At 45.4% G+C, this 21,381-nt stretch carries 16 protein-coding genes; 1 reads left to right on the plus strand and 15 read right to left on the minus strand.

Annotated elements, in window-relative coordinates; genetic code table 11:
- Window positions 1–45 precede the first annotated feature (45 nt).
- A complete protein-coding gene (locus BMY78_RS13240; protein WP_090899187.1) occupies window positions 46–3,441 on the minus strand; it encodes a tetratricopeptide repeat protein in 3,396 nt (1,131 codons plus the stop codon).
- 127 nt (window positions 3,442–3,568) lie between these two features.
- Here BMY78_RS13240 and BMY78_RS13245 point away from each other — a divergent pair, with 127 nt between their 5' ends.
- Window positions 3,569–4,465, plus strand: coding sequence for an AraC family transcriptional regulator (locus BMY78_RS13245; protein WP_090899190.1), 897 nt, complete (start codon window positions 3,569–3,571; stop codon window positions 4,463–4,465).
- Between the two features lie 115 nt (window positions 4,466–4,580).
- Here the strand turns inward: BMY78_RS13245 and BMY78_RS13250 are convergent, their stop codons facing one another.
- From BMY78_RS13250 to map, 14 genes are all read right to left on the minus strand, one after another.
- Complete coding sequence (locus BMY78_RS13250) at window positions 4,581–5,819, minus strand: multidrug effflux MFS transporter (RefSeq protein ID WP_090899194.1); 1,239 nt, start codon at window positions 5,817–5,819, stop codon at window positions 4,581–4,583.
- A 367-nt stretch (window positions 5,820–6,186) separates the two neighbouring features.
- Entirely contained in the window at window positions 6,187–6,618 is a 432-nt protein-coding gene (locus BMY78_RS13255; protein ID WP_090899197.1) for a universal stress protein, read from the minus strand.
- A 5-nt stretch (window positions 6,619–6,623) separates the two neighbouring features.
- Entirely contained in the window at window positions 6,624–7,856 is a 1,233-nt protein-coding gene (locus BMY78_RS13260) for a CynX/NimT family MFS transporter (RefSeq protein WP_090899200.1), read from the minus strand.
- Between the two features lie 218 nt (window positions 7,857–8,074).
- Window positions 8,075–8,641 carry a helix-turn-helix domain-containing protein gene (locus BMY78_RS13265; RefSeq protein WP_090899203.1) on the minus strand — a complete coding sequence of 189 codons (567 nt, stop codon included), beginning with the start codon at window positions 8,639–8,641 and terminating at the stop codon, window positions 8,075–8,077.
- Between the two features lie 146 nt (window positions 8,642–8,787).
- Window positions 8,788–11,046, minus strand: a complete 2,259-nt coding sequence (locus BMY78_RS13270) for an FAD-dependent oxidoreductase (RefSeq protein WP_090899206.1) — start codon at window positions 11,044–11,046, stop codon at window positions 8,788–8,790.
- A gap of 19 nt (window positions 11,047–11,065) precedes the next feature.
- A complete protein-coding gene (locus tag BMY78_RS13275; protein ID WP_064637560.1) occupies window positions 11,066–11,893 on the minus strand; it encodes a carbohydrate ABC transporter permease in 828 nt (275 codons plus the stop codon).
- Window positions 11,894–11,907: 14 nt separating this feature from the next.
- Window positions 11,908–12,792: a carbohydrate ABC transporter permease gene (locus BMY78_RS13280; protein WP_076289323.1), complete on the minus strand. Its 885-nt coding sequence runs from the start codon at window positions 12,790–12,792 to the stop codon at window positions 11,908–11,910.
- Between the two features lie 114 nt (window positions 12,793–12,906).
- On the minus strand, window positions 12,907–14,214 hold the full coding sequence (locus tag BMY78_RS13285) for an ABC transporter substrate-binding protein (RefSeq protein ID WP_090899209.1): 1,308 nt from the start codon (window positions 14,212–14,214) through the stop codon (window positions 12,907–12,909).
- Between the two features lie 93 nt (window positions 14,215–14,307).
- Window positions 14,308–15,075, minus strand: a complete 768-nt coding sequence (locus BMY78_RS13290; RefSeq protein WP_090899212.1) for a response regulator transcription factor — start codon at window positions 15,073–15,075, stop codon at window positions 14,308–14,310.
- On the minus strand, window positions 15,053–16,876 hold the full coding sequence (locus tag BMY78_RS13295) for a cache domain-containing sensor histidine kinase (protein WP_090899215.1): 1,824 nt from the start codon (window positions 16,874–16,876) through the stop codon (window positions 15,053–15,055). Before BMY78_RS13295 ends, BMY78_RS13290 begins: the two co-directional genes overlap by 23 nt.
- A gap of 165 nt (window positions 16,877–17,041) precedes the next feature.
- Window positions 17,042–17,845 (minus strand): phosphoenolpyruvate hydrolase family protein, encoded by an 804-nt coding sequence (locus BMY78_RS13300; protein WP_256222215.1) that lies wholly within the window; start codon window positions 17,843–17,845, stop codon window positions 17,042–17,044.
- A gap of 53 nt (window positions 17,846–17,898) precedes the next feature.
- Window positions 17,899–19,113 (minus strand): Tm-1-like ATP-binding domain-containing protein, encoded by a 1,215-nt coding sequence (locus BMY78_RS13305; protein ID WP_090899222.1) that lies wholly within the window; start codon window positions 19,111–19,113, stop codon window positions 17,899–17,901.
- Between the two features lie 142 nt (window positions 19,114–19,255).
- A complete protein-coding gene (locus BMY78_RS13310; RefSeq protein ID WP_256222099.1) occupies window positions 19,256–20,455 on the minus strand; it encodes a phosphoenolpyruvate hydrolase family protein in 1,200 nt (399 codons plus the stop codon).
- 173 nt (window positions 20,456–20,628) lie between these two features.
- Entirely contained in the window at window positions 20,629–21,369 is a 741-nt protein-coding gene (gene map / locus BMY78_RS13315) for a type I methionyl aminopeptidase (RefSeq protein ID WP_090899228.1), read from the minus strand.
- Window positions 21,370–21,381 lie beyond the last annotated feature (12 nt).

Genomic DNA, 21,381 nt, shown 5'->3' on the forward strand with positions numbered 1-21,381 from the left:
TTCCTCTGTGACCCCGCCAATGGACAATAGCTATTTGAGGGATCATTAAGGTTGACATCCTTCGCGCAGTCGCCGGGAATACCGTCTATGAACCATTGCTCCTTGATGAGCTGGCTCCATTTTCAGAACCAACTCAAGTTCGGTTCCAGCTTCTTCTTCACGGCCAAGCCCCAGAAGTCCCAAGCCTCTCATGTATCGGCAATGGATTACATTGCGCCGGTTCAAATCATCATCAAATACCAGGAAATCCGGCAAGGATACAGCAAAATAATCCAATTGGATATCGTCAAAAATATGCTTTTCAGCATAATCAATCAGTTTATTGAAGCGGCGCTTGGCTTCCTTCTCGTTACGGAGCTTTAACCAGGCCAACCCTTGGTAAAAGATCATTTCTGGCGGCTGATCGTTGTAGAACAACGCACTTGTCGGCTCTGCCAAACCCTGTGAAGCTATGGTGTAACTGGCGATGGCCTCTGTATCCCGCTGCATACCTTCGTAGGCCATGCCAAGATAATAATAAATATTGTTCTCCTGAGCTCCTTCCAGCTTCCCTTCACCCAGATTCAACGGATAGACTAATGCTTGTTGTAAATGCTGAGTCGCTGCTTCATAATGACCGTTCTGCAGCGCTTGTTTACCAAGCTCGGTATGAGCCAACTTATATTGCCCCGTCACTTTTCCCTCTCCACCTTCCCACGGATGGAAATTGCGCAGAGACAGGGCAGCGAGAGCCTCTTGATAACGTTTAAGATTGTTTAGCAAGGTTACGTATTCCACATACAGATCATCCCGCTTCTCAACCAGATCTCGCCGCTCTTCAAGCATATTTAGGCGTTCGTCTATTGACCATGCGAGCTTCTTACGCAGCTGATCCAGTTCATAGAAGATACGACCATCATGCGGTGCACAAGCAAAGGCCATCTCAAGCGAAGTTAGGGCCGCTTGCGGGTTGTTCTGCTTGTTGTAATAGGCCAACCCCAAGTTGCGGTGTACCGTCGGATAATCATTGCGGAGTTCGCGGGACCGCTCCCAGCTGGCAATCGCCTCGATAGGCCGTTTCTTGTCATAATAGAAATTTCCCAGATAGTAATGAGCCTTATCGTCCTCCGGATTAGCATGAACTGCACTTACCAGCAGCTCATGTTCAAACAACGTGTTCGGGAAACAATAGATTGGATCAGCCCATTGTCCCTTACGGCGAGCTTCTTGAGCATGCTCATGTTGTCCGGTACGTTCATATAATGCAGCGAGTGCATAATACAGCATCGGATAGACGGAATTCTCCGGATTCACTATTCTTTCCCCTACTTCAATGGCTTCTTCGTAGAGACCGCTGTTCATATAGTCTGCGATGACATTCAGGTAGTTGTGAGCATCCTTTCTCATCAATTGCTGTAATTCAGACAAAATACCCTGTGCAGCATCCTTATCTCCCAAGGCTGAATAAGCCAATGCCAATTCATTATAAGCTCCAAAATCCGCAACATCCAATTCCAGGGTTTCAAGTGCATAGCCCTTTGCTTTATCAAACAACCCAAGCTTGCGTAGCAATGCGGCTTTCAGATTACGCGCTTTGTAGTTTCGGGAATTGCGGATGAGTGAACGCTCAACCTGTTCCATTGCCTCGACGTACTGGCCTTTCAAGATGGAAATCTGAGCAAGTGAGAAGTACCCTGCATCCTGCCATGCTGCCGACCATACCGATTTGTGAAAAGCAGCAAACGCTTCATCCAAACGGCCTTGGCCACGCAGTGCTACCCCCAGCTGGTAGTATGCCTCGCTGTCATAAGGATTCGGATTACGCCAGGTCAACCGCTCCATCGCTTTACGGAAATACGGCTCGCTGTCTATATATAATCCACGGCGAAGCAGTAACGTTCCATAAGCTACATTCAACCGGATATCTCCGTTGTCCCGCTTCAAGCCTTCCAGATAGTAGGCTTCAGGCTCAAACGTAGCATGACGATATTGCTCCAGATGCTGACCAGCCAAGTACAGTTCTTCGGTTGAATGCAGTTCTTCCGGTGCCACCAGTGGTCTGGCAGCATCAGGGACGCGCTCAATATCCTTACGTTTCGGTTGATAGGAAATCAGCAGCCTGCCTTCCCTATTTCGGACAGAAAGCTTCAAATCATGCTCCTGCTCCCCGCTCTCCAGCGGTATAACCTTCTGGTAAACCTTTACCGGGGACAATTCAAGCGTTTCCTGTAGATATCGGGTTGCTGCTCCGCTTAACTCCACAAGGGCATGTTCAAGTTCAGATGTGGCATATACCTTGATTACTGCCTCTCCGGCTTCAGCATCCACTTCCAGATTGATGGCTGCTTCGATGGAGGCATTTTTTACGACACCGATGTTTTTGTAGGGCATGAAATACTGGGTGAAGGTCTTCTCCTCGTAGGGATGCAGCCATGTAAAGTCGGGCTGATTGTCTGTGTACACTCCAGTCATGAGTTCAATGTACGGGCCGTCTTCATCGGTCAATTGACGGTCCCACGCCTGACCGAACTCCCCATTTCCCCAGGTCCATTGTTTCTTGCCAGGAGAAATATGATGATTCGCCACATGCAGCAATCCGGCCTCTACGCCGTGATCGTATGCGCCGACGAAATTATAATCGGATTTATAAGCCATGTACGAAGTCGGAACCGGGATGTTTTTATACCGTGAAATATCTACGCCTTCCGAATAATCCTGTTTGTAATAGGTCCCGGTCGCGATTGGGAAACGCGAGACATCCCTTTTGCCATGATCAAATACAGCCGTTACGTCTGGAGGAAACACGGATTGCGTATATTCATTAACCGCTACAGCCGGATTCGCCCACCACAGGAAGGTCTGCGGCTCAGGTGTCCGGTTGTATAATTGAGCATGGATCTCCAAGTAGGCTTTGTCTGGATAGAGCTTGAAGGCTGCCGTTACTTTTGTGCCGTACATCCGGTCAATCTCACTTACCCATACTGTAGCACTGCCATCGTCATTTTCCTCGTATTTGTATTCAACCGGACCAAATGTATTAGGGCGGTGGTGCTGAGGCCAGTTAAATTCAATTCCTCCGGAGATCCAAGGACCAGCAAGGCCCACCAGCGCAGGCTTAATAACACGGTTATAATAGACAAAATCATAATTGTTCGTCTTGTCAAGCGCGCGGTAGATTCTGCCGCCGATTTCCGGCATGATCTCAATACGGATATATGGATTCTCCAGAATAACCAATTTGTAATTTTTATCATGCTTCACATCCGAGATACTCTCGATCACTGGATGCGGATATACACGACCGGAGCTTCCCTGATAAACTCTTTTCTCCAGAAACATAGGATTCGGGTCAGCTTCACCCGCCTCATACGTTGGTATCAACACGCTGGTTTCCCACACTTGTACCTGATTGGACCCGGTTGGACCCACCTCCAGCTTATGATCCACAGCCTCATGCTTCATGTCAGAACTGCCTCCCTTGTCTTGATAGTTATACTGTATATGCTGGCAAGGCAGGTTCCAATTGACGAAATGCGGGTATTGATGGATTATATTCTTATTCTAATTATGAATTACGGGGGTAACTGGAATGGGGCCAGACCATATTCGCAAGCGTGAGGGATTTGAAGAGCAGAAGCTATATGTACTTCCGGAATATTGGATGAAAGAACTGGAACAAGAAGAACTGACCTCTACCTTATTCATTACGGATATCGGCTATTTTCCCAACGCTCAGTATCATTTCAGGGAACGTCTGGAAGGCAGTCCATCACATATTTTCATTTTTTGTGAAGCGGGAGAAGGATGGGTTGAGCTGAATCATGGAGAGCGAATGATGATTCAGCAGGGAGATATGATGATCATCCCACCCGAAACTGCACATCGTTACGGGGCAATGCAGAAGAATCCATGGAGTATCTACTGGTTTCATTTCAAAGGCAGCCATGCGAATCGATTGGTGAAGATGTTTGGTTTGTCTAACGCCTCTCTCTCTTTATCGCCAAGCGGCAAAGCCCGTTTAATGGAATGGTTCGTCCCTACTTATGAAATGCTGGCCGAGCGGACATATGCTCTGACTACCCACTTACATGTGGCCCAAACGACAAGACAGTTGCTTTCCGGGATTGGCTTAAATGCCGTCAAATCAGCACAAGAGAAGAAACGTGAATCTTACCTGGAACAGGCAATTCAATACATGAATGTACATATGAGCGACTCTATTTCTCTTACAGAGTTGGCTAAGCATGTCGGGGTATCGAAGCAGCACCTGATCTTTCTGTTTAATTCTGAAACGGGCGTCGCTCCGATCGAATATTTCCTCCGGCTCAAGATTCAGCGGGCTGGTCATCTTCTGGATCTTACCGAACTGAGTATTAAGGAAGTCAGCTATGCAGTGGGCATTAGTGATCCCTATTATTTCTCCCGCCTCTTCAAAAAAATATCGGGATACTCCCCTTCCAGCTATCGGAAGATCCCGAAGGGCTAACCTTTCGAAATTTCTTTGCCGTCTTTCCTTCATTACACACAATAGAAAAACCGTTGAGTCTTTAAATCAAAGTTCAACGGTTTTCTGTATTCAACAGGGTGGAACCCTCATATTCTCAATTAAAGTCAGGATCAGACTGAGCATGTTGTGGGGTTTGATGCGAGATGTTTTTAACGAGTAGGAAGTAAGTAAGAATCGCAACAAGACTCGTCATTAATAAAGTGAGTCCTAACGGGACAGCAGTGTCTTCACCTGCGATACCAACCAGAGGAGCAACGAGGGCACCTAGAAGGAAAGGAACAACTCCGAGCAGTGCTGCTGCACTTCCAGCCATCTTGGCTTGACTCTCCATGGCAAGCGGGAAAGCCGCAGTAGACGTAATCCCTATGGAGCAAACGAAGAAGAACAATGGAATGACCAAAGCGAACAGCGGACCATGAACTATAGTTACCACCAATGCAGCAGCGCTTGCCGCCAAAGCAAGCCAGAGTCCAGCTAATAGAAGGGTCTGCTCCGGTATACGTTGTGCCAACCGTCCCACGATTTGAGAACCGATGATCAAGCTGATCCCGTTCGAGGCAAATAATATAGCAAATACAGTTGGTGTGACTCCATAAATATTTTGGTAAATAAATGGTGTTCCCGCTACATATGCAAAGACGCCAGCCGTCATGATTCCCTGTGCCAGCATATAACCAACAAATTTGCGGTCACGTAGAAGCGTTTTGTAATTCCCCAACTGCTGCTTGAAGTCGGGAGCCATACGTCGTTCAGGCGGGTTGGACTCTTTCAAACTCCATTTGGTCATTATTAATAAGAAAACGCCCAAAAATGAGAGTGAGATAAACACACCAATCCATGACGTGAATGAAAGAATACCACTTCCAGCGATCGGTGCTGCCAAAGGCCCTAAATTCCCTACAAGCAGCAGCAAAGAGAAGAATTTAGTAAGTTCATGTCCACTATAAAGGTCCCTAGCTATCGCACGAGAAATGACAATCCCTGCTGAGGCCGCAAATCCTTGAGTGAAACGAAACAAAATCAAGAGCCCGATATTAGGAGCATATGCGCACGCCAAGGAGCAAATAATATAGGCCGCCATGGAGATTAACAACGGTTTGCGTCTACCGTGAGCATCACTCAAAGGACCCATAACGAGTTGTCCCATACCTAACCCTAATAAACAAGCAGTAAGACTAAACTGAACAAGTGATGCGCTTGTATTGAAATTCCCTGCAATCTCAGGGAAAGCCGGTAAATACATATCAATCGTAAATGGACCTAATGTTGAAAATAAACCCAGCAGCAATGCCAGGCCAAATACATTCCAATTATTGCTCTTGCTCTTCATCATTGTTGATTAAATCTCCAATTCATTACGTGATTTAGTTTATTTGAATCGTTATTACAATCCATTTAGCATTACCTATCCCCTGTTCACACCCCACATCCTATTAATCCTAACAAATTGTAAATGCTCTACTCCAAAAAGCCACTTATTTTTCTTCCTATTCGGAGTATAAGACATAGAGTTAACTGTAAGTCAAATCATTTATTTTAAAAAGGGGGTTGGGGGCATAACCAATGGATAAGCTTATCCCTTCATATTGAAACCAAAGTTCGTTTAAAAACAATCATCGCCCCCTACTAGAACAAAGTATAGTTTTGCTCTAGTAGGGGGCGAGACTATTAATGCATCAGCCTTGCAGTTTTCTAATGATTTAGTGCACAATGAGGACTGGGCATTTTGATAACTGTGAAACCTTGTGGCTGACACTTCCAAGCATCATTTCTTTTATGCCACTTAGCCCCCGGCTTCCAATTATAATAAGTTGCTGCTCAGTATCCTTTGCATATTTTAATATTTCATGTGAAGGATCTCCCTTAAGAAGAACTGTTTCTGAGTTAATCCCCACAGATTTTAATTTGGATTTGGCTTGTTGCAACTTTTCCAGACTCGCTTTCTTCATTTCGTTCAATATTTCTTCCAAGAAATTCTCTGGTAAATAGGTCATACCATTCGATACATATTCCTGACTAACATGAACCAAGGTAACTTGGCTTTGTTTATCTCGGGCTATTTCAACGGTTGCATTGAGAAGTTTGTTCGTTATTTCAGCTTGATCAATGGCCACAATAATTTTGTTAAACATCGTTATCATCCTTTCCGTGGCAGCTCATAACTACTTCCGCTACCTACAAAACGGTTTCTTGCTGCCCCCATTCCGGCTAACAAGAGTAAGACCGAAGCGCCAAGCAAAATGAAAAGCGGCATATCCCAACTATTTGTCGCATCATGCAGATATCCTATAAGGGCAGGACCAATTGCGGCAAGAAGATATCCGATCGATTGCGCCATGCCAGACAGTTCCGCAGCTTGATGTGCATTTTCAGTGCGTAACCCGAAAAACATCATGGATAAACTAAAGGCGAAGCCCCCACCAATTCCCAGTAATATGATCCACAATAATATGATATTGGAGCTTCCGTAAAGAAGCCCGAGCGTTCCCGTCAAAAGCAAAATGGTAGTGATAACCACTAACAAACGTTGGCTAGACATGCGCCCTGCAATAACAGGAACAATAAATGTAAATGGAAGCAGTGCTAATTGCATTATCGAGAGGTACCAACCTGATTGGGTCGAATCAATTCCTTGCTGCTTTAAAATTTCAGGTAACCATGCGATTAACACATAGAAAACCATAGACTGTATACCCATAAACAAGGTTACTTGCCATGCAAGAGGGGAACGCCAAACACTCACATCGTTACTGGCCCTCTGTTGACTTGTCGTGACTGTTTGCTTCGATTGATTTCTTAATTGGGGTAACCAACAGAGAATGGCTACAAAACTTAGAATCCCCCATATTCCTAATGCTCCCTGCCATTTAAGACCTGCGTTCACTGCTAGCGGTACACTGATTCCTGATGCGATGGCTCCACATAAACACATTGAAACAGAGTAGAGACCTGTCATAGAGCCAATTTTATTAGGGAAATCTCTTTTGATTATACTTGGCAATAATACATTACATATGGCAATTGCAAATCCGAGAATGGCTGTTCCAATATACAGATTGGCTTCACCAGATAAAGAACGTATTACAATACCAATTGTCAAAAAAATTAGGGCAAGCAAAATGATACGTTCCACCCCATATTTTCGGCCTAATTTGGGTACTAGAGGTGATAATAAAGCAAAGGCAAGCAAGGGTAAAGTCGTTATCAAGCCCGCTAATGTATTTGAAATATGAACGTCATCCCTTATTAGACTCACTAAAGGACCCACTGATGTTAAGGGAGTACGTAAATTAGCAGCAATAAAAATAATGCCAAGAATGATAAACCCTATAGAGGATGGTAGGGCTTTTGTATTTTGATTGTTCAGCATCTCCATTACTCCTTCCTGAAATTACAGGTACTATTTGTTCTCTGCTGATTATAAAAATGTTGTAATATGATCCGCGCGGACAACAAAAGTATATTATAATATATCATTATTTACAATAAGTATTTTATATTATAATTTAATCTTCTGAAAAACAAAAACAACTCTGAATTCCGGTGATGGAATTCGGAGTTGTTTTCATAAGCGAAAATATGCTACTTTTAGAAACCATACTTCAAGGCTATATGCAGCACGGTTTCACTATTGGTATGATTGGTATAAGAGTGTGGAGAATCAGCACGGAAACTAATCGTATCGTATTGATTCAATGTGTGAATCTCTTCATTGACTTGAATTTCAATAGATCCCGTCATTACGGTCGCAATTTCAGTTGTATTCACATGATGTCCTTCAGGGTGATAGGAGCTATTGGGCTGTATGTAAGCCCGACACATTTCAATATCGCTGCTAGCATTTTTAAAGACGGGCTCAATAACCCAATTTTTTTGTTCATTAGAAAAACGCAGTCCTTCGCCGGCTCGATACAAACTTACAGGCTCTTCTGATTTGAACAAAGCCAAGAGTGGTAAAGATATGCCTTTGGAAATTTTCCAGATCATCGCCAAAGTTGGATTTGTCTCTCCACGTTCGATATTTCCCAAAGTAAGTTTGCTCACGCCTGTCAATTCCGCTAAGTCATCTAAGCTCATGTTGTTTTCTTTTCTGTACCTTTTTAAGGCAGCACCAATTTGTAATACAAGTTGTTTGGATTCATCGACTTCTTCCATTTGATATTCACCTCAACAAAAAAGCAATTATAAGCTAGTATATCGTTTATCAAGATTCTTTTCCATACGATGAGAATTCAGGAGAAGAAGGCGAGATATCGGCCAACCATCAATTTATGGATGCTACCTGCGGAAAACGGGGGCCGTCATCTATGAGAAACATATAGTCGAATTTCGTACACTTCTGCCCGATCGCCCCCGTGCGTTTCCTTGATGATGACCCTAATCCGTTTGGATAGTATCGGATTCTCAAGACGATGAATCTTTTTGCGAGTAAGGTTATGGTTATCACCAGCAATACGTTCCCATTGCCCATTAATATAAGCCTGCACCTCATAGCTCTTAACCAACTCCGGAATGGTCAGAAACGGTGTTTCATGATGATGCAAATTGATCAAATCCTCATTAACATCGTCATTAAAAGTAAGGTGAATTTCCCGAATATCCACTGGTTCTGGAAGGTTGACTTCAATCCATTCTTCACCGCCATTAGCGATGGGTTCCGATATCCACAGCTGTGGACCGCCAAACGGACGGACATAGCCGTTGATGACTTTATCAGGTGAATACGCGTCAGTCTCAACTGCAAAACAGAATGGCTTCCGGACAAGGCGCTTCATCGACCATTCGATAATCGGCTGATTTGGCTGATGATCCTCCAGATCGGAGCTGACTATTGGTTTGACCCCTCTCTCAAAGGCGAGGACACCACTTATCGGGACAGCTGATGTGTAGAGACTAACTGCTTCATTCGCCCGAACAATGACAAATACATTACAAGGATCGCCTCCAATCATTGCACTGTCTGCAGGCACATCCAACCATTGCTCCTCACCTACATCGACTTGGATGTCCAAAGCTTGCTTGAAGTTTGCCGGTACATAATTCTCATGGCGACCTGTGTCCCACAGTTCAATAGTCAAACTTGTCGCTTCTCGGGCAGAGACCAACAGCCTAAATCCTTCAATTCCACCCTCGGTCGGGAACAGCCATCCAACGTCAACGACCAGCCGGTACTCCTCGGAAGGTTCGTTGATCAAAATGCGGGTCATCGTGCTTGAAGCCGTGATGGTCCCCTTTCTCGCAATGTCAGCGGAATCCATATTTCTCAGTCCTATAATTGAGGCATCGGTCCGCAACATCGTTTGCTGCAATTCGGTTAAATGCTGCTCACGCAGCTCACGAGGCGTGATACCTTTAATTACCGACAAGGCAGCGCCTACACCTGCGGCTTCTCCCATTACCGCACAAGTTGCCATGACGCGGGTTGTTCCGAATGCAACATGCGATGCACTGATATTACGTCCCGCAAACAGCAGATTGCTGACATTGCGGGAATACAGGCTCCCAAACGGAATATGATAAATGCCATCTGCATGCAGATGCTTGGAGCCGCTCTCGCTTGCATACATCCCTTGTGGGGGATGCAGGTCGATGGACCAACCGCCAAAGGCGACGCGGTCGTCGAATGGGCGTTGAGAGATAACATCATTTTGCGTCAGAATCGTATCACCAAGGAAGCGGCGGTATTCGCGTTTGCCTGGAATCGAGCCCACCCATTCCAACGTCATCTCCTCGGCCTGAAACTTGCCGGAGTTCTTAATATAATCCCAAACGCCATAAATAACAGACCATAACTCATCCCGAATCTGCTCATTCTCATGTACCGTATCCAGCTCTCCGCCCCATTCAATCCACCAGTAATGACAGCCCGAATCTCCACTGCGGATCACACGCTTTAGCGGAATGGGGGTTGTCGTAATGTCTTTAGCAAACGATGGGGCTACAAACCGTACCGGTTTTCCGGTATCTTTCGTATAGAACAGCAGTGTGCTGCCAAGCGTAATATCATCAGCAACTTCCAGTGCCCATTCTTCCCCGAACTCATGACGGGCTTCACGGCCAATCCGGTATGCTGCTCCAGCGAGAAATCCGACGAGTCCGTCACCTGTACAGTCAAGGAACATCTCACTTTCAAACGTAATCTCACGCTCGGAGCCCATCATCCAGCCTTTCACGCTACGAATTATCCTTGCATCCTTCTCACCGTCTGCTTCTACTTCTCTAACATCTGTATTCATAAACAAAGTGAGATTAGGTTCGGCTCTTACTGCCTCCAGCAAAGTAACGTCCCACAAATAAGGGTTGCCTTCCGGATTCCGTTGTTGATTCTGAATGAATAATTCACCCATAATGCCGGTCTCCCGTGCATAACGATTCACGCCATGCCCCGTTGCACCGCATACCCATACACGTACCTCGGAGCTGGAATTGCCGCCAAGTACAGGACGATTATGCACAAGTGCAACCTTTTGACCTAATCTTGCCGCTGCAATAGCGGCACAAATCCCGGAAAGTCCTCCGCCAATGACCGTAACATCGAATAATAGTTTTTCGCGTCTCATTATATAAGCCTCCTTTGAATTAGCCTTTTACAGCTGAACTGGATACGCCTTGAATAATATATTTCTGACCAAGCAGAAAGATTAAAATCATAGGGATAATCGCTGCGGAAGAAGCTGCCATCATGCCGTTATAGTCAACGTTGTTTTCCAGAACGAAATTTTGTAAACCAAGCGGAATTGTATAAAGCTTTGGACTCTGCAGGAAAACCAGAGCATTCTCATAATCATTCCACTGCCAGGAAAAATCGATAATTGCAAACGTTGCAAGCGCTGGTTTGGCTAACGGTAACACCAGCTTGAAGAAAATCCGAAAATGACCCGCACCATCGAGTAATGCAGATTCTGTAATCTCGTTCGGAATACTGAGAAAGAATTGACGGAGCATAAATACACCAAATATCGAGAACATGGCTGGCAGAATTAATGCCCAATGTGTGTTATAAATATGAAGCCAGTTAAACAGGATAAACTTCGGAACAAAAACGACTTGAGGAGGTATCATCATCATGGATAGATACACGATGAAGAGGGTATTACGTCCTTTAAATTCCGTACGGGCGAAGCCATAAGCAGCAAAGGCCGACAAAAAAACAGCACCAGCTGTACCAATCACAGCAATCTTAATGGAGTTCAAATAATAAGGGAGAAAATTATAGTTCCCCGTCCAGATTCGCTTATGGCTGGTCCAGTCGAGCTTCGAAGGAAGCCATTGACGGAATACTTCACTCGGGGTCTGGAAGGAAGTACTGAGCATCCATAGAAAAGGAACAATCATAAACAACCCTGCAATTAACATGAGGATCGTGACAGAAAGCTTAACCGAGCGTGTCTTCGTTGTTCTAAACATAGGCCAGCTCCTCTCTAGTAATGGACCCAGCGTTTTTGGCCGACCCATTGGATTATGGTAATGACAAGAATAACTGCAAACAGGAACCAGGAAATGGTTGATGCATAGCCCATCTCATAATAGCTAAATGCCGTTTTGTAGACGAACAGCGACAGAATCGTGGTGCTTCCGCTTGGGCCGCCGCCCGTAATCGCTTGGATGAGAGAGAAGGATTTGACCGTCATAATCAGCCCCGTAATCAGTAGCATAAATGTCGTTGGACTAACAAGCGGCCATACAATCCTCCATGTAATAGTCGCTTTCCCTGCACCGTCGATACGTGCGGCTTCAAGTTGCTCGGTCGAAATCTCCTGCAGGGCTGCCAGATAGATAATCATGTTGTAGCCTAACATAAACCATATCTGCACGACGTCAATGGCATACATCGCCGAACTCGAATCAGCGAACCAGCCGGGAGGCGATACAATGCCGATAAAGCGAAGCACTTCATTAATCGGCCCCTGGGACGGCTGGAACAGCAGCATCCATACAAAAGCAACGGCAACACCGCTAGAGATATATGGCAGGAAGAACATGCCTCTAAGCAATCCTTTCAAATACACGCTCCGGTTAAGCACAAGAGCAACGAGAAATGCAATTGCCAATGAGACCGGAACGGACATCAGGAATATGATTGTATATTTAATTGAAGCATAGAACTGATCATCACCAAAAAGGCGTTTGATATTATCTAACCCGGTGAACGTCCAATTCGGATTGGCGAATTGATAGTCCGTGAACATCATAAAGAAGGAGTACAAGGCTGGCAGAATAAAAAATGCGAGGATACCGAGCATATTAGGCAAAATAAATACGTAGCCCACCCAGCCTTGTTTCCGAATCCAGCTGTTCCTTTTCACAGAAAACGCCGCCTTTCTTCTCGTATGGAACTTTTTAAATACAGCAAAGAGAGAAGACGGAAGCGAAGAATCCTTCTTCTCTCTTAGGGATATTGTCAATATTCGATTATTTGATTATTTGATATATTCCTGATGGCGTTTGGCCATATTCTTAAGCGTTGTATCGATATCCTGCTCATTCAGGAAGTATTTCTCGTATTCTTCCTTGCGGGCATCCAGCGCTTGCTGCGGTACATTTAGCTGGAATGATGGGAACTCTCCGAACACAACGCTATTCATCGACTCTGTATCGTATTTGTCTTCAACACCCTTGAGCAGCAGGTCCATCGCCTGCTTGTTATCGACGCTCTTCGAGGATGGAAGACGTCCTCCGCTCGCCATCGGCAACATTCCGCCGTCCGCATACCACTTTGCGAATTTCCATGCCGCATCCTGATGCTTGGATTTTGCATTAACGGAGAGCATGTCACCTAAACCGCCAGCATATTTATAGTCCTTTTGATCGGCAGATACTTTCGGAATTGTAGCGAATGCGATTTTGAAGTCATGCGGAAATTCCTTCAGGTTATTGGCGTTGCGGAAAATAAATTCTCCTGCGGCTAACATCGCTGCCTCCCCTTTGAGGAACATTGTATCTACAGGCATTTTGCTGGTTACTTGTTCTCCATATTCGGGTGTCGATTTGTCTACAAACATCATGTCATGCACGATTTGAAGCTGCTTTTTCCAAAGATCATTATTGAAGTTAGATGTTCCTTCCGGCGTGGTTACGCCAAGGCCCGCAATGGTACCGTCAATTGCAGCGGTAAAAGCAGCATCATGCTGCATAAGACCGTACACATTTGATTTTGTTAGCGCTTTCGAGTATTCCCTCAAGTCATCCCATGTCCAATCAACGGGAGGAATCGGAAGACCGGCTTCATCCAGCATGCTTTTGTTAAGCCAGATGAATAACATGTTTTTCTTTGTCGGAATGCCATAATACTTATCCCCGATTTTCCATTGAGCGGCGTCTACTCCCATTTGCTCGTCGATGTTGTAATCGGTTCTGCTGCTCAGATCCAAAGCGACTCCTGCATCAACACGTTTCTGTAAACGGTTAATCGCGTAGTTGACGAACAAGTCTGCGTCCTGACCCGTCATGAGCGCCGTATCCAGCTTCAGGTTGCCGGGGTCATCATTTACATAACGGAAGTACTCGACCTGAATGTCAGGATTTTCTTTATTCCAGCTGTCAATCACCTCTTGAGGTCCAGCCTCGGCAGGAACAGCTCCCCATAGCGTGAGATTAATGGTCTCACCGGCATTTTGATTCGCCGATCCCGCACTCGCTCCTTCGTTGTTAGCCCCTCCGCAGGCGCTGAGCATCGAAGCTGTCAAAGTCGTAATCAAAGCAACCTTTAACCAATTTCTATATTTCATTTACAGTCCCCCTTATCAAGTTGATAAGCTGCTTGCTACGTCTTTAACTTTATCACCAGCCTGACATTGGGGGTATGAACGGTATTTGGATATTCATAGAACGATTTTTTGTTCTTTCCGGTACTCGTTCGGGGTCAACCCGCACCACCGCTTGAATATTTTAATGAAATAATTGTCGTTCTCGAAGCCTACCAACCTGCCAATTTCACTCACCGTTTTCTCCGTCTCTGTCAGCAGCATTTTCGCTGCTTGAACGCGGCGGTTCTGAATAAAATGCGTCATCGTGATCCCCATCTTCTTCTTGAATAAATCACTAATATAACTGGCATCCATGCGAACATATTCAGCCAATCCCTTTAATGTCACATCCTCGGCGAAATGCTCCTCAATGTAGGTAATCATTCGGTTCAGCTCTGGATGATCTGTTGGTTCTAGGGAAGTCTTATCCGGGAACCATTTATCTGCCAGGCGAAGCTTATCCATTCTCGTCAGCTCTCCGGCTACTTTGTCCATGGTTTGCTTCAGTTCCTTCAAATCCAGAGAAAGTTTCATCAAATAACCTGAAGCCCCGTATTCCAATGCTTGTCTGGCATACTCGAATTCACTTACTGCCGTCAACATAACGAATCGGCATTCATGTCCTTCCTTTCTCGTGAGCTGGAGTAAACGGATGCCATCCATTAGCGGCATGAAAATGTCGGAAATGACAACATCGGGCTGCAGTTCCCGGATCAACTGCAAACCTTCCTTGCCATTTACCGCCTCACCGATAATTTCAAACGGGATATTCGCCTTTGTAAACAATTTGCGCAAGCTTGCTCTTGCGTACTGTTCATCTTCAACGATCAATGTGCGCCACAATGGTGCTCCCCTCCTTCAAATATGGTTTGGATAACAATAATGGGAAATGCATGATGACCTGCGTTCCTTCCTCCGTCGACTCTATCCGAAGTCCTGTTGGCTGGTTCTTAAACATAAGCTCCAAGCTCTCGCGAAGGTTTTGTATGCCAATGCTTTTTCGTTTCCGGTAGGACTGATTCGCCTGGGATTTTTTCATTCCTATACCATTGTCCGCAACCTCCAAAATAAGCATCGAATGGTGGATTGAAGCACGAATGTCGATCCGCCCCTCAAGCTGTGATTGTCCAAACCCGTGAATCAACGAATTTTCTACCAGCGGCTGAAGACAAAATTTCGGAATCAGTGCATACTCCAAATCCCTGGAAACTTCATAATGGAGCTCGATGCCATGTCCAAACCGTTTCCGTTGAATATCCATATAGGATTCGATTAGCACAATCTCCTCCTTCAGAAGAATAAGATCAACCTCCAAATTCAGCGTAGTTTCTAATATTTTTCCTAACGATACACAAATCTCGTAAATCTCATCTTCATCCTTATCCAGTGCTATGCTCTTGATTGTATTTAGCGTATTCAGCAGAAAATGAGGATTCATCTGACCAAGCAACACCTGAAATCGGACAAACTGCTTTTGCCGCTCCTCCAGCTTTAACTGTTCCAACAGATTATTGATGTCTGCGATCATGAAATTGAAGCTTCGGGTTAGCGCCAGCAATTCACCTCTGCCTTGTTCCGGCAGCTTTGTCTTCAAATTCAATTTTACGGTTGTCTCCATTTTTCGTTGAAGATGCTTTAAAGGACCGGTAACCGTTGAGGAAATGAAGTAAGTCAGCAGCACAAACATCAGCAGGATCGCCCCATATACGGTATAGAACCTCAGCTTTTGTTTGTTCACTTCTTCGAATAACAAGGACAGGGGGATCTTTTTCACAAGATAACCGTCAAGCTCTTGAATCTTGCTATAGGTATACATCATATGATTGTTCACAATGGATTGGGAGGAGGTATCCTGTCCCTGGCTCTGACTTGCTGCTGTAATGGCAGATGACACGGCAGAGGGTATGTTATCCCCCGACTTGGATTGAAGCATAATTTGCCCATATCCATCCATTAGAAAATAGGCCCCTTCACCATCGCTGCCAAATGTATTTTCCTCCGTTTTTTCCTGAAACCATGCTTCATAATCGATACTAAAACGTCCATAAGCAAATGGTTTCAGTCCGTCGTCACGCAGCACTTCGTAAAGGCTCAGCATCCGATTTCCTTTTCTCTCACGAATGCCGGTCGTCAAATCATTGGATTTCCATACGTACCGTTGTCCCTCAGTCCTCTTCAGCTCCTGTACCCAGGGCTCGGAACTGATGTGGGCATAATTCAAAGAATTCTCCGGCGTATACGAAGTGTAAGCGTTTCCTTTTAAATCGATCAATGTATAAAATACGGTAGCTCCCGTAAGGAAAAAACTGTTTTCAATACTAGCAAATTTATTTTCCACAATTCGCTTTCGATGGATGGCATTATATAATTCCGGCTTCTGCATCACTTCGCGGAGAACAGAATCCTGATCCAGCAGCATCCCAGTCTTCATCACAAGACTCATCAAATCAATAAGATCGGCTTTGATGCCTTCGAGTTGCTTGACGTTAATGTCCGAAGCATCCCGCTGGAGCATAACTTCCGTTTCTCGGAAGTTGTAGAGAACTAAAATGGCTATAGGCGTCAGGAGGAATAACAGAAACGAAAATAGTATTCGGTGTTTAAACGTACCTGGCGTTATTCGTCGCAGCCATCTGGTCAACATGATTGTTGTTCAGCCCTCCCATCGGTATGTACCTCCCAATTTACTGAACATTAGGGCTGATCGCAACAGAAAATTGTAAGCGCTCATATGAGGAGTTGAGAGTCTCCTCTTCCCCTATGGATAAAAAAACGACAGCCAAATAATTGACTGTCGTTAGGTTGAATACTATTTCCGAATCGACTTGAAGGACTCCGTCTGCTGTCTAATGCCTTTCTCTGCCGCAAAACGCTCGATGCTGGATGCGCCGAAGAATCCATCAATGCCCTTCGTTCTCTCAATGACATAAGCCGCATCCTCCGGCTCTGCAATGGGTCCACCGTGGCAAATAATCATGATTTCCGGGTTCACAGCCCGTCCTGCTTCAATAATAGCCTCAATTCGTTGCACACAGTCGTCCAGGGTCAGTGCTGTTTTTGCACCAATGGAGCCCTTGGTCGTCAACCCCATGTGTGCTACCAAAATGTCAGCCCCCGCCTCCGCCATGGCCTTTGCCTGAGCAGGATCAAAAACATACGGCGTAGTCAGCAAATCCAATTCATGGGCGATACGGATCATTTCAACCTCCAGATCGTACCCCATACCGGTTTCCTCCAGGTTTTGTCTGAACACCCCATCAATCAAACCAACGGTTGGGAAGTTTTGAACTCCGCTGAAGCCCTGCTCCTTCAGCTGCTTCAGGTATACCTCCATTATTCGGAAAGGGTCGGTGCCGCACACCCCTGCCAGAACAGGCGTATGTTTGACGACGGGCAGCACCTCGGCACCCATCTCAACGACGATTTGATTGGCATCTCCATAGGAGAGCAAGCCCGCCAGCGAGCCACGGCCCGCCATTCTATACCGGCCGGAATTGTATACGATCAACATATCTGCTCCGCCTGCTTCACTGCTCTTGGCCGTAATGCCTGTACCTGCCCCGACACCTAGTAGAATTTTACCCTGCTGTACCTCTTCTCTAAATTTGTTCATAATTTCTGATCTGTTCAGCTTATTCATTTCGTATATCCTCCTTATTAAATTCATTAAGAATTTGATGTCATGAGAGCGATCAGCTTTTGTGCTGCAGCCTCTGCAAAGGCTGGATCGTTGATGGCGCAATCCATTTCAATCACTTCAACAATTGTGCGATCGACATGCTGGCGCAGGGTATCAAACAACATCCGGTCCTCCTCCGGTCCGTAGAAAGGCTCCCCCTCCACATCAATTGCGGATACGCCTCTAAGGGGCAGCATTAGCACGGTGCGTTCCTTTGCCATGTTCAGCTTCTCCGCAAGCTTCCTGCCGATCTGCTCATTCTCTTCCACCGTGGTTCTCATCAGAGTTACCGTCGGATTATGCTGATAAAAGGTATGATCCTTGAATTTCTCAGGCACCGTATCGCTCGGCCCAAAATTGCACATATCCAAAGCGCCTACCGAGACTACCTGCGGAATGCGATTGTGGCCTGCAGCCTCCAAGCGATTCGGCCCCGCAGTTAAGACACCGCCGATGATTTCATCCGCCCACTCCGTCGTCGTCAAGTCCAATACTCCTTCAATGAAGCCTGCTTCAATCAACGCCTCCATCGACTGCCCTCCGATGCCCGTGGCGTGGAACACAAGCACCTCGTAGCCCCGCTCCTCCAAATATTTTCTTGCCGCTGTCACACATGGTGTTGTCACTCCAAACATCGTAGCTGCAACCAGCGGCTTCTTATCCGGTTTGTGTGTATGCTCAAACTTGAGCATGCCCGCCATCGCAAATAATGCATTTGTAAATATTTTTGTAGAAATGGAGTTCAATCCTGCTACATCCACCACAGACGGAATCATGACAATATCACTCGTGCCTACGTATGGAGCTGTGTTTCCAGAAGCAACGGTGGATACCATCACCTTAGGGACACCAATCGGCAGAGCTCTCATGGCAGGTGTGACCAGTGAGGTCCCACCAGTGCCACCAAAGGAAATGACTCCGTCAAATTTACCTTGTTTGTACAACTGTGGCACCAGCTTCTTCAATCCTATGGACAAAACCTCTGTAGCCAAAGCCCGATCCTTCTTTGCCGCAAGTTCTTCTATGACCATGCCTGCGGCGTGGGCGACTTCCTGATTGGACACATCCGGAACAAAGGACGATTCAAATACACCTGTATGAATCATCAATGTCCCCAACCCAAGCTCCTCTGCAATGCTCTTGATGTAAAGGTATTCATCACCCTTTGTATCAAACGTTCCAATAATTGCGACGGTTTTCATTCCACGGCCTCCTCGTATGACTCTTTAGAAACCAAGCTCGATCGCAGGTAGCATGCTGATTTTTTCGCTAACAGAAAAACCAGTACGATCGTTATAACTTCATCATACTGGTCCTGTTTATTTATGAAAACGCTTTTATGTTCTATGTTTTTGTGCTTAGGTTAGATCTGTACTTTTTGGGGGAGCAGCCCTTAAGCTTTTTAAACATTTTGCTGAATTGTGCGTAATTGGGATACCCAACCATCCCGGCCACTTCGGATAATTGAAGCTGTGGCGCATGAAGAAGCGTGACGGCTTTATTGATGCGGAAGCTCACCAGATAGGTCTGAAAGCTGCAGCCAACCTCCTTTTTAAACAAACTGCTCAAATAGCTGCGGGAAACATGAGCAACCTTGGCCAGATCCGAAAAAACAATTTCACTACTATAGTTTTGCGCCACATACTCTTTGACAAACTCAACGTAATCATAATGCTGGGTGATGCCTTTCAGCATTTTGACCATAAAATCGTCCTCATCAAGTTTACCCAGGCGTTTAAAATCGCGAGTAATTACCGTAATCGACTTCTCAGAAGGAATTCGTTCAAAAGCAGACCCGCCAATATAGCCCATAATGTCTGTGTTGTCGCTATACATGTACTGGACATCGACCGGCGTCTTTACCGGACCGCCATAAATCATCTTGATCAAATCCGGCTTAAGCTGATTGCAGGTATCAAAAATACGCAGCGCCTTTGATTTGGCGGCCTCCAAGGATACAACCTTTCGTGCACCCAATAACCCGCCTTCGGTCAGGCCGAGATGAGCACAGATTACATCTGCTCCCGCTTCAATCATCTGGGCCGCCTGAAGCTCATCAAATACGAACGCCACCGTAAACAAATCCTGTCGATGGGCCCGGCGTATGGCCTCAACCTCGATGTCATAACGAATTCCGTCTTCCTCCAGAGCCTCTCTGAATAATCCGTCGATCAAGCCGACCGTAGGATAGTTGTTGACTCCCGAAAACCCTCTCCTCTTGATTTCCTCTATATAATCAGCTATTTCTATGGTTGGATCATTCGCATTCAGTCCAAAGAGTACGGGAGAATGCCTCACCAGCGGCACAATTTCTCTTGACGCAAAATCCATCACCATATCATTACTGTTGCAAAACGGCAAAAAGCCGGCTAGAGAGCTCCTGCCCATCTGGCGAAACTTGCCGGAGTTCAGCATTAATATAAAATCCGCTCCACTCTGAGCTGCATACTTGGCTGTAATCCCCGTGCCTGTTGAGACACCGATGATGTGATTTCCCTCGCAGATCTGTGATTGAAGACGCTCCAGTATGACTGTTCTGTTCAAACTCCATCCGCTCCTCATCACAATTTAACAATTGTAGTTTTTGTTCCTCGATATTATTATTCTACATCATTCCATATAGCTCATTCCCTCCTACCTCGAATCGTTTTGTTACAGGGCATCAAAAAAAGCCGATTTCCCAGTTGGGAAATCGACCTTAGACAATACACTTGATATTATTGTGTGACAATAATCGGACCATTTTTAGTAAGGATAATCGTATGTTCGATTTGAGCTACATAGCTTTTTTCGGTAGCAAAGGTCCATTCGTCTTCTTTTTGATACACCTGTTCTTCTAAAGTTGAGATAAATGGTTCGAATGCAATAACCATGCCTTCTTTTAATAACTCATCATCCGATGTATCGTTATAATTATAAATATGGTCAGGTGCTTCGTGTATGTTACGTCCAACACCATGTCCTGTAAGATTTTTAATAACGGTTAATCCATGCTGTTTTGCTGTTAAGAATACCGCTTTTCCGATGCCGCTTTTTTTGGATCCAGGTTTTGCTTTCTTAAGACCTGCTTCAAATGCCAGTTTAGCAACGTCGCATATTTTCGTTAATACTTCGTCTCCTTCGCCTACTACAAACGAGATTCCTGTATCAGCGAAATAGCCGTTCTTCGAGCCAGAGACATCTATATTGACTAGATCTCCTTCTTGAATAACCCGTTGCCCCGGAATACCATGTGCCACTTCTTCATTAACACTAATGCAAGTAAAGCCAGGGAAATTATATGCACTTTTTGGAGCTGAGACTGCGCCTTCTTTCTCGAAAAGCTCTCCAGCTATATCATCAAGTTCCTTCGTTGTTACTCCAGGAACTGTTCTTTGTACCAATTCATCTCTAATAAAGGCAACAATTCTGCCAATTTCCTTCAAACCATTAAAGTCTTCTTCTGTTTTTGCAATCATTGTTTTCTGACC

This window comes from Paenibacillus sp. OK076, assembly GCF_900110055.1.
Lineage (GTDB): Bacteria > Bacillota > Bacilli > Paenibacillales > Paenibacillaceae > Paenibacillus.

Bases quoted from the DNA above. Each gene is read 5' to 3' on its own strand.
- BMY78_RS13305 (WP_090899222.1), bottom strand. From the start codon at position 19,113: ATGAAAACCGTCGCAATTATTGGAACGTTTGATACAAAGGGTGATGAA.
- BMY78_RS13245 (WP_090899190.1), top strand. From the start codon at position 3,569: ATGGGGCCAGACCATATTCGCAAGCGTGAGGGATTTGAAGAGCAGAAG.
- BMY78_RS13295 (WP_090899215.1), bottom strand. From the start codon at position 16,876: ATGTTGACCAGATGGCTGCGACGAATAACGCCAGGTACGTTTAAACAC.
- BMY78_RS13250 (WP_090899194.1), bottom strand. From the start codon at position 5,819: ATGATGAAGAGCAAGAGCAATAATTGGAATGTATTTGGCCTGGCATTG.
- BMY78_RS13275 (WP_064637560.1), bottom strand. From the start codon at position 11,893: ATGTTTAGAACAACGAAGACACGCTCGGTTAAGCTTTCTGTCACGATC.
- BMY78_RS13255 (WP_090899197.1), bottom strand. From the start codon at position 6,618: ATGTTTAACAAAATTATTGTGGCCATTGATCAAGCTGAAATAACGAAC.
- BMY78_RS13285 (WP_090899209.1), bottom strand. From the start codon at position 14,214: ATGAAATATAGAAATTGGTTAAAGGTTGCTTTGATTACGACTTTGACA.
- BMY78_RS13300 (WP_256222215.1), bottom strand. From the start codon at position 17,845: ATGAACAAATTTAGAGAAGAGGTACAGCAGGGTAAAATTCTACTAGGT.
- map (WP_090899228.1), bottom strand. From the start codon at position 21,369: ATGATTGCAAAAACAGAAGAAGACTTTAATGGTTTGAAGGAAATTGGC.
- BMY78_RS13270 (WP_090899206.1), bottom strand. From the start codon at position 11,046: ATGAGACGCGAAAAACTATTATTCGATGTTACGGTCATTGGCGGAGGA.
- BMY78_RS13240 (WP_090899187.1), bottom strand. From the start codon at position 3,441: ATGAAGCATGAGGCTGTGGATCATAAGCTGGAGGTGGGTCCAACCGGG.
- BMY78_RS13260 (WP_090899200.1), bottom strand. From the start codon at position 7,856: ATGCTGAACAATCAAAATACAAAAGCCCTACCATCCTCTATAGGGTTT.
- BMY78_RS13265 (WP_090899203.1), bottom strand. From the start codon at position 8,641: ATGGAAGAAGTCGATGAATCCAAACAACTTGTATTACAAATTGGTGCT.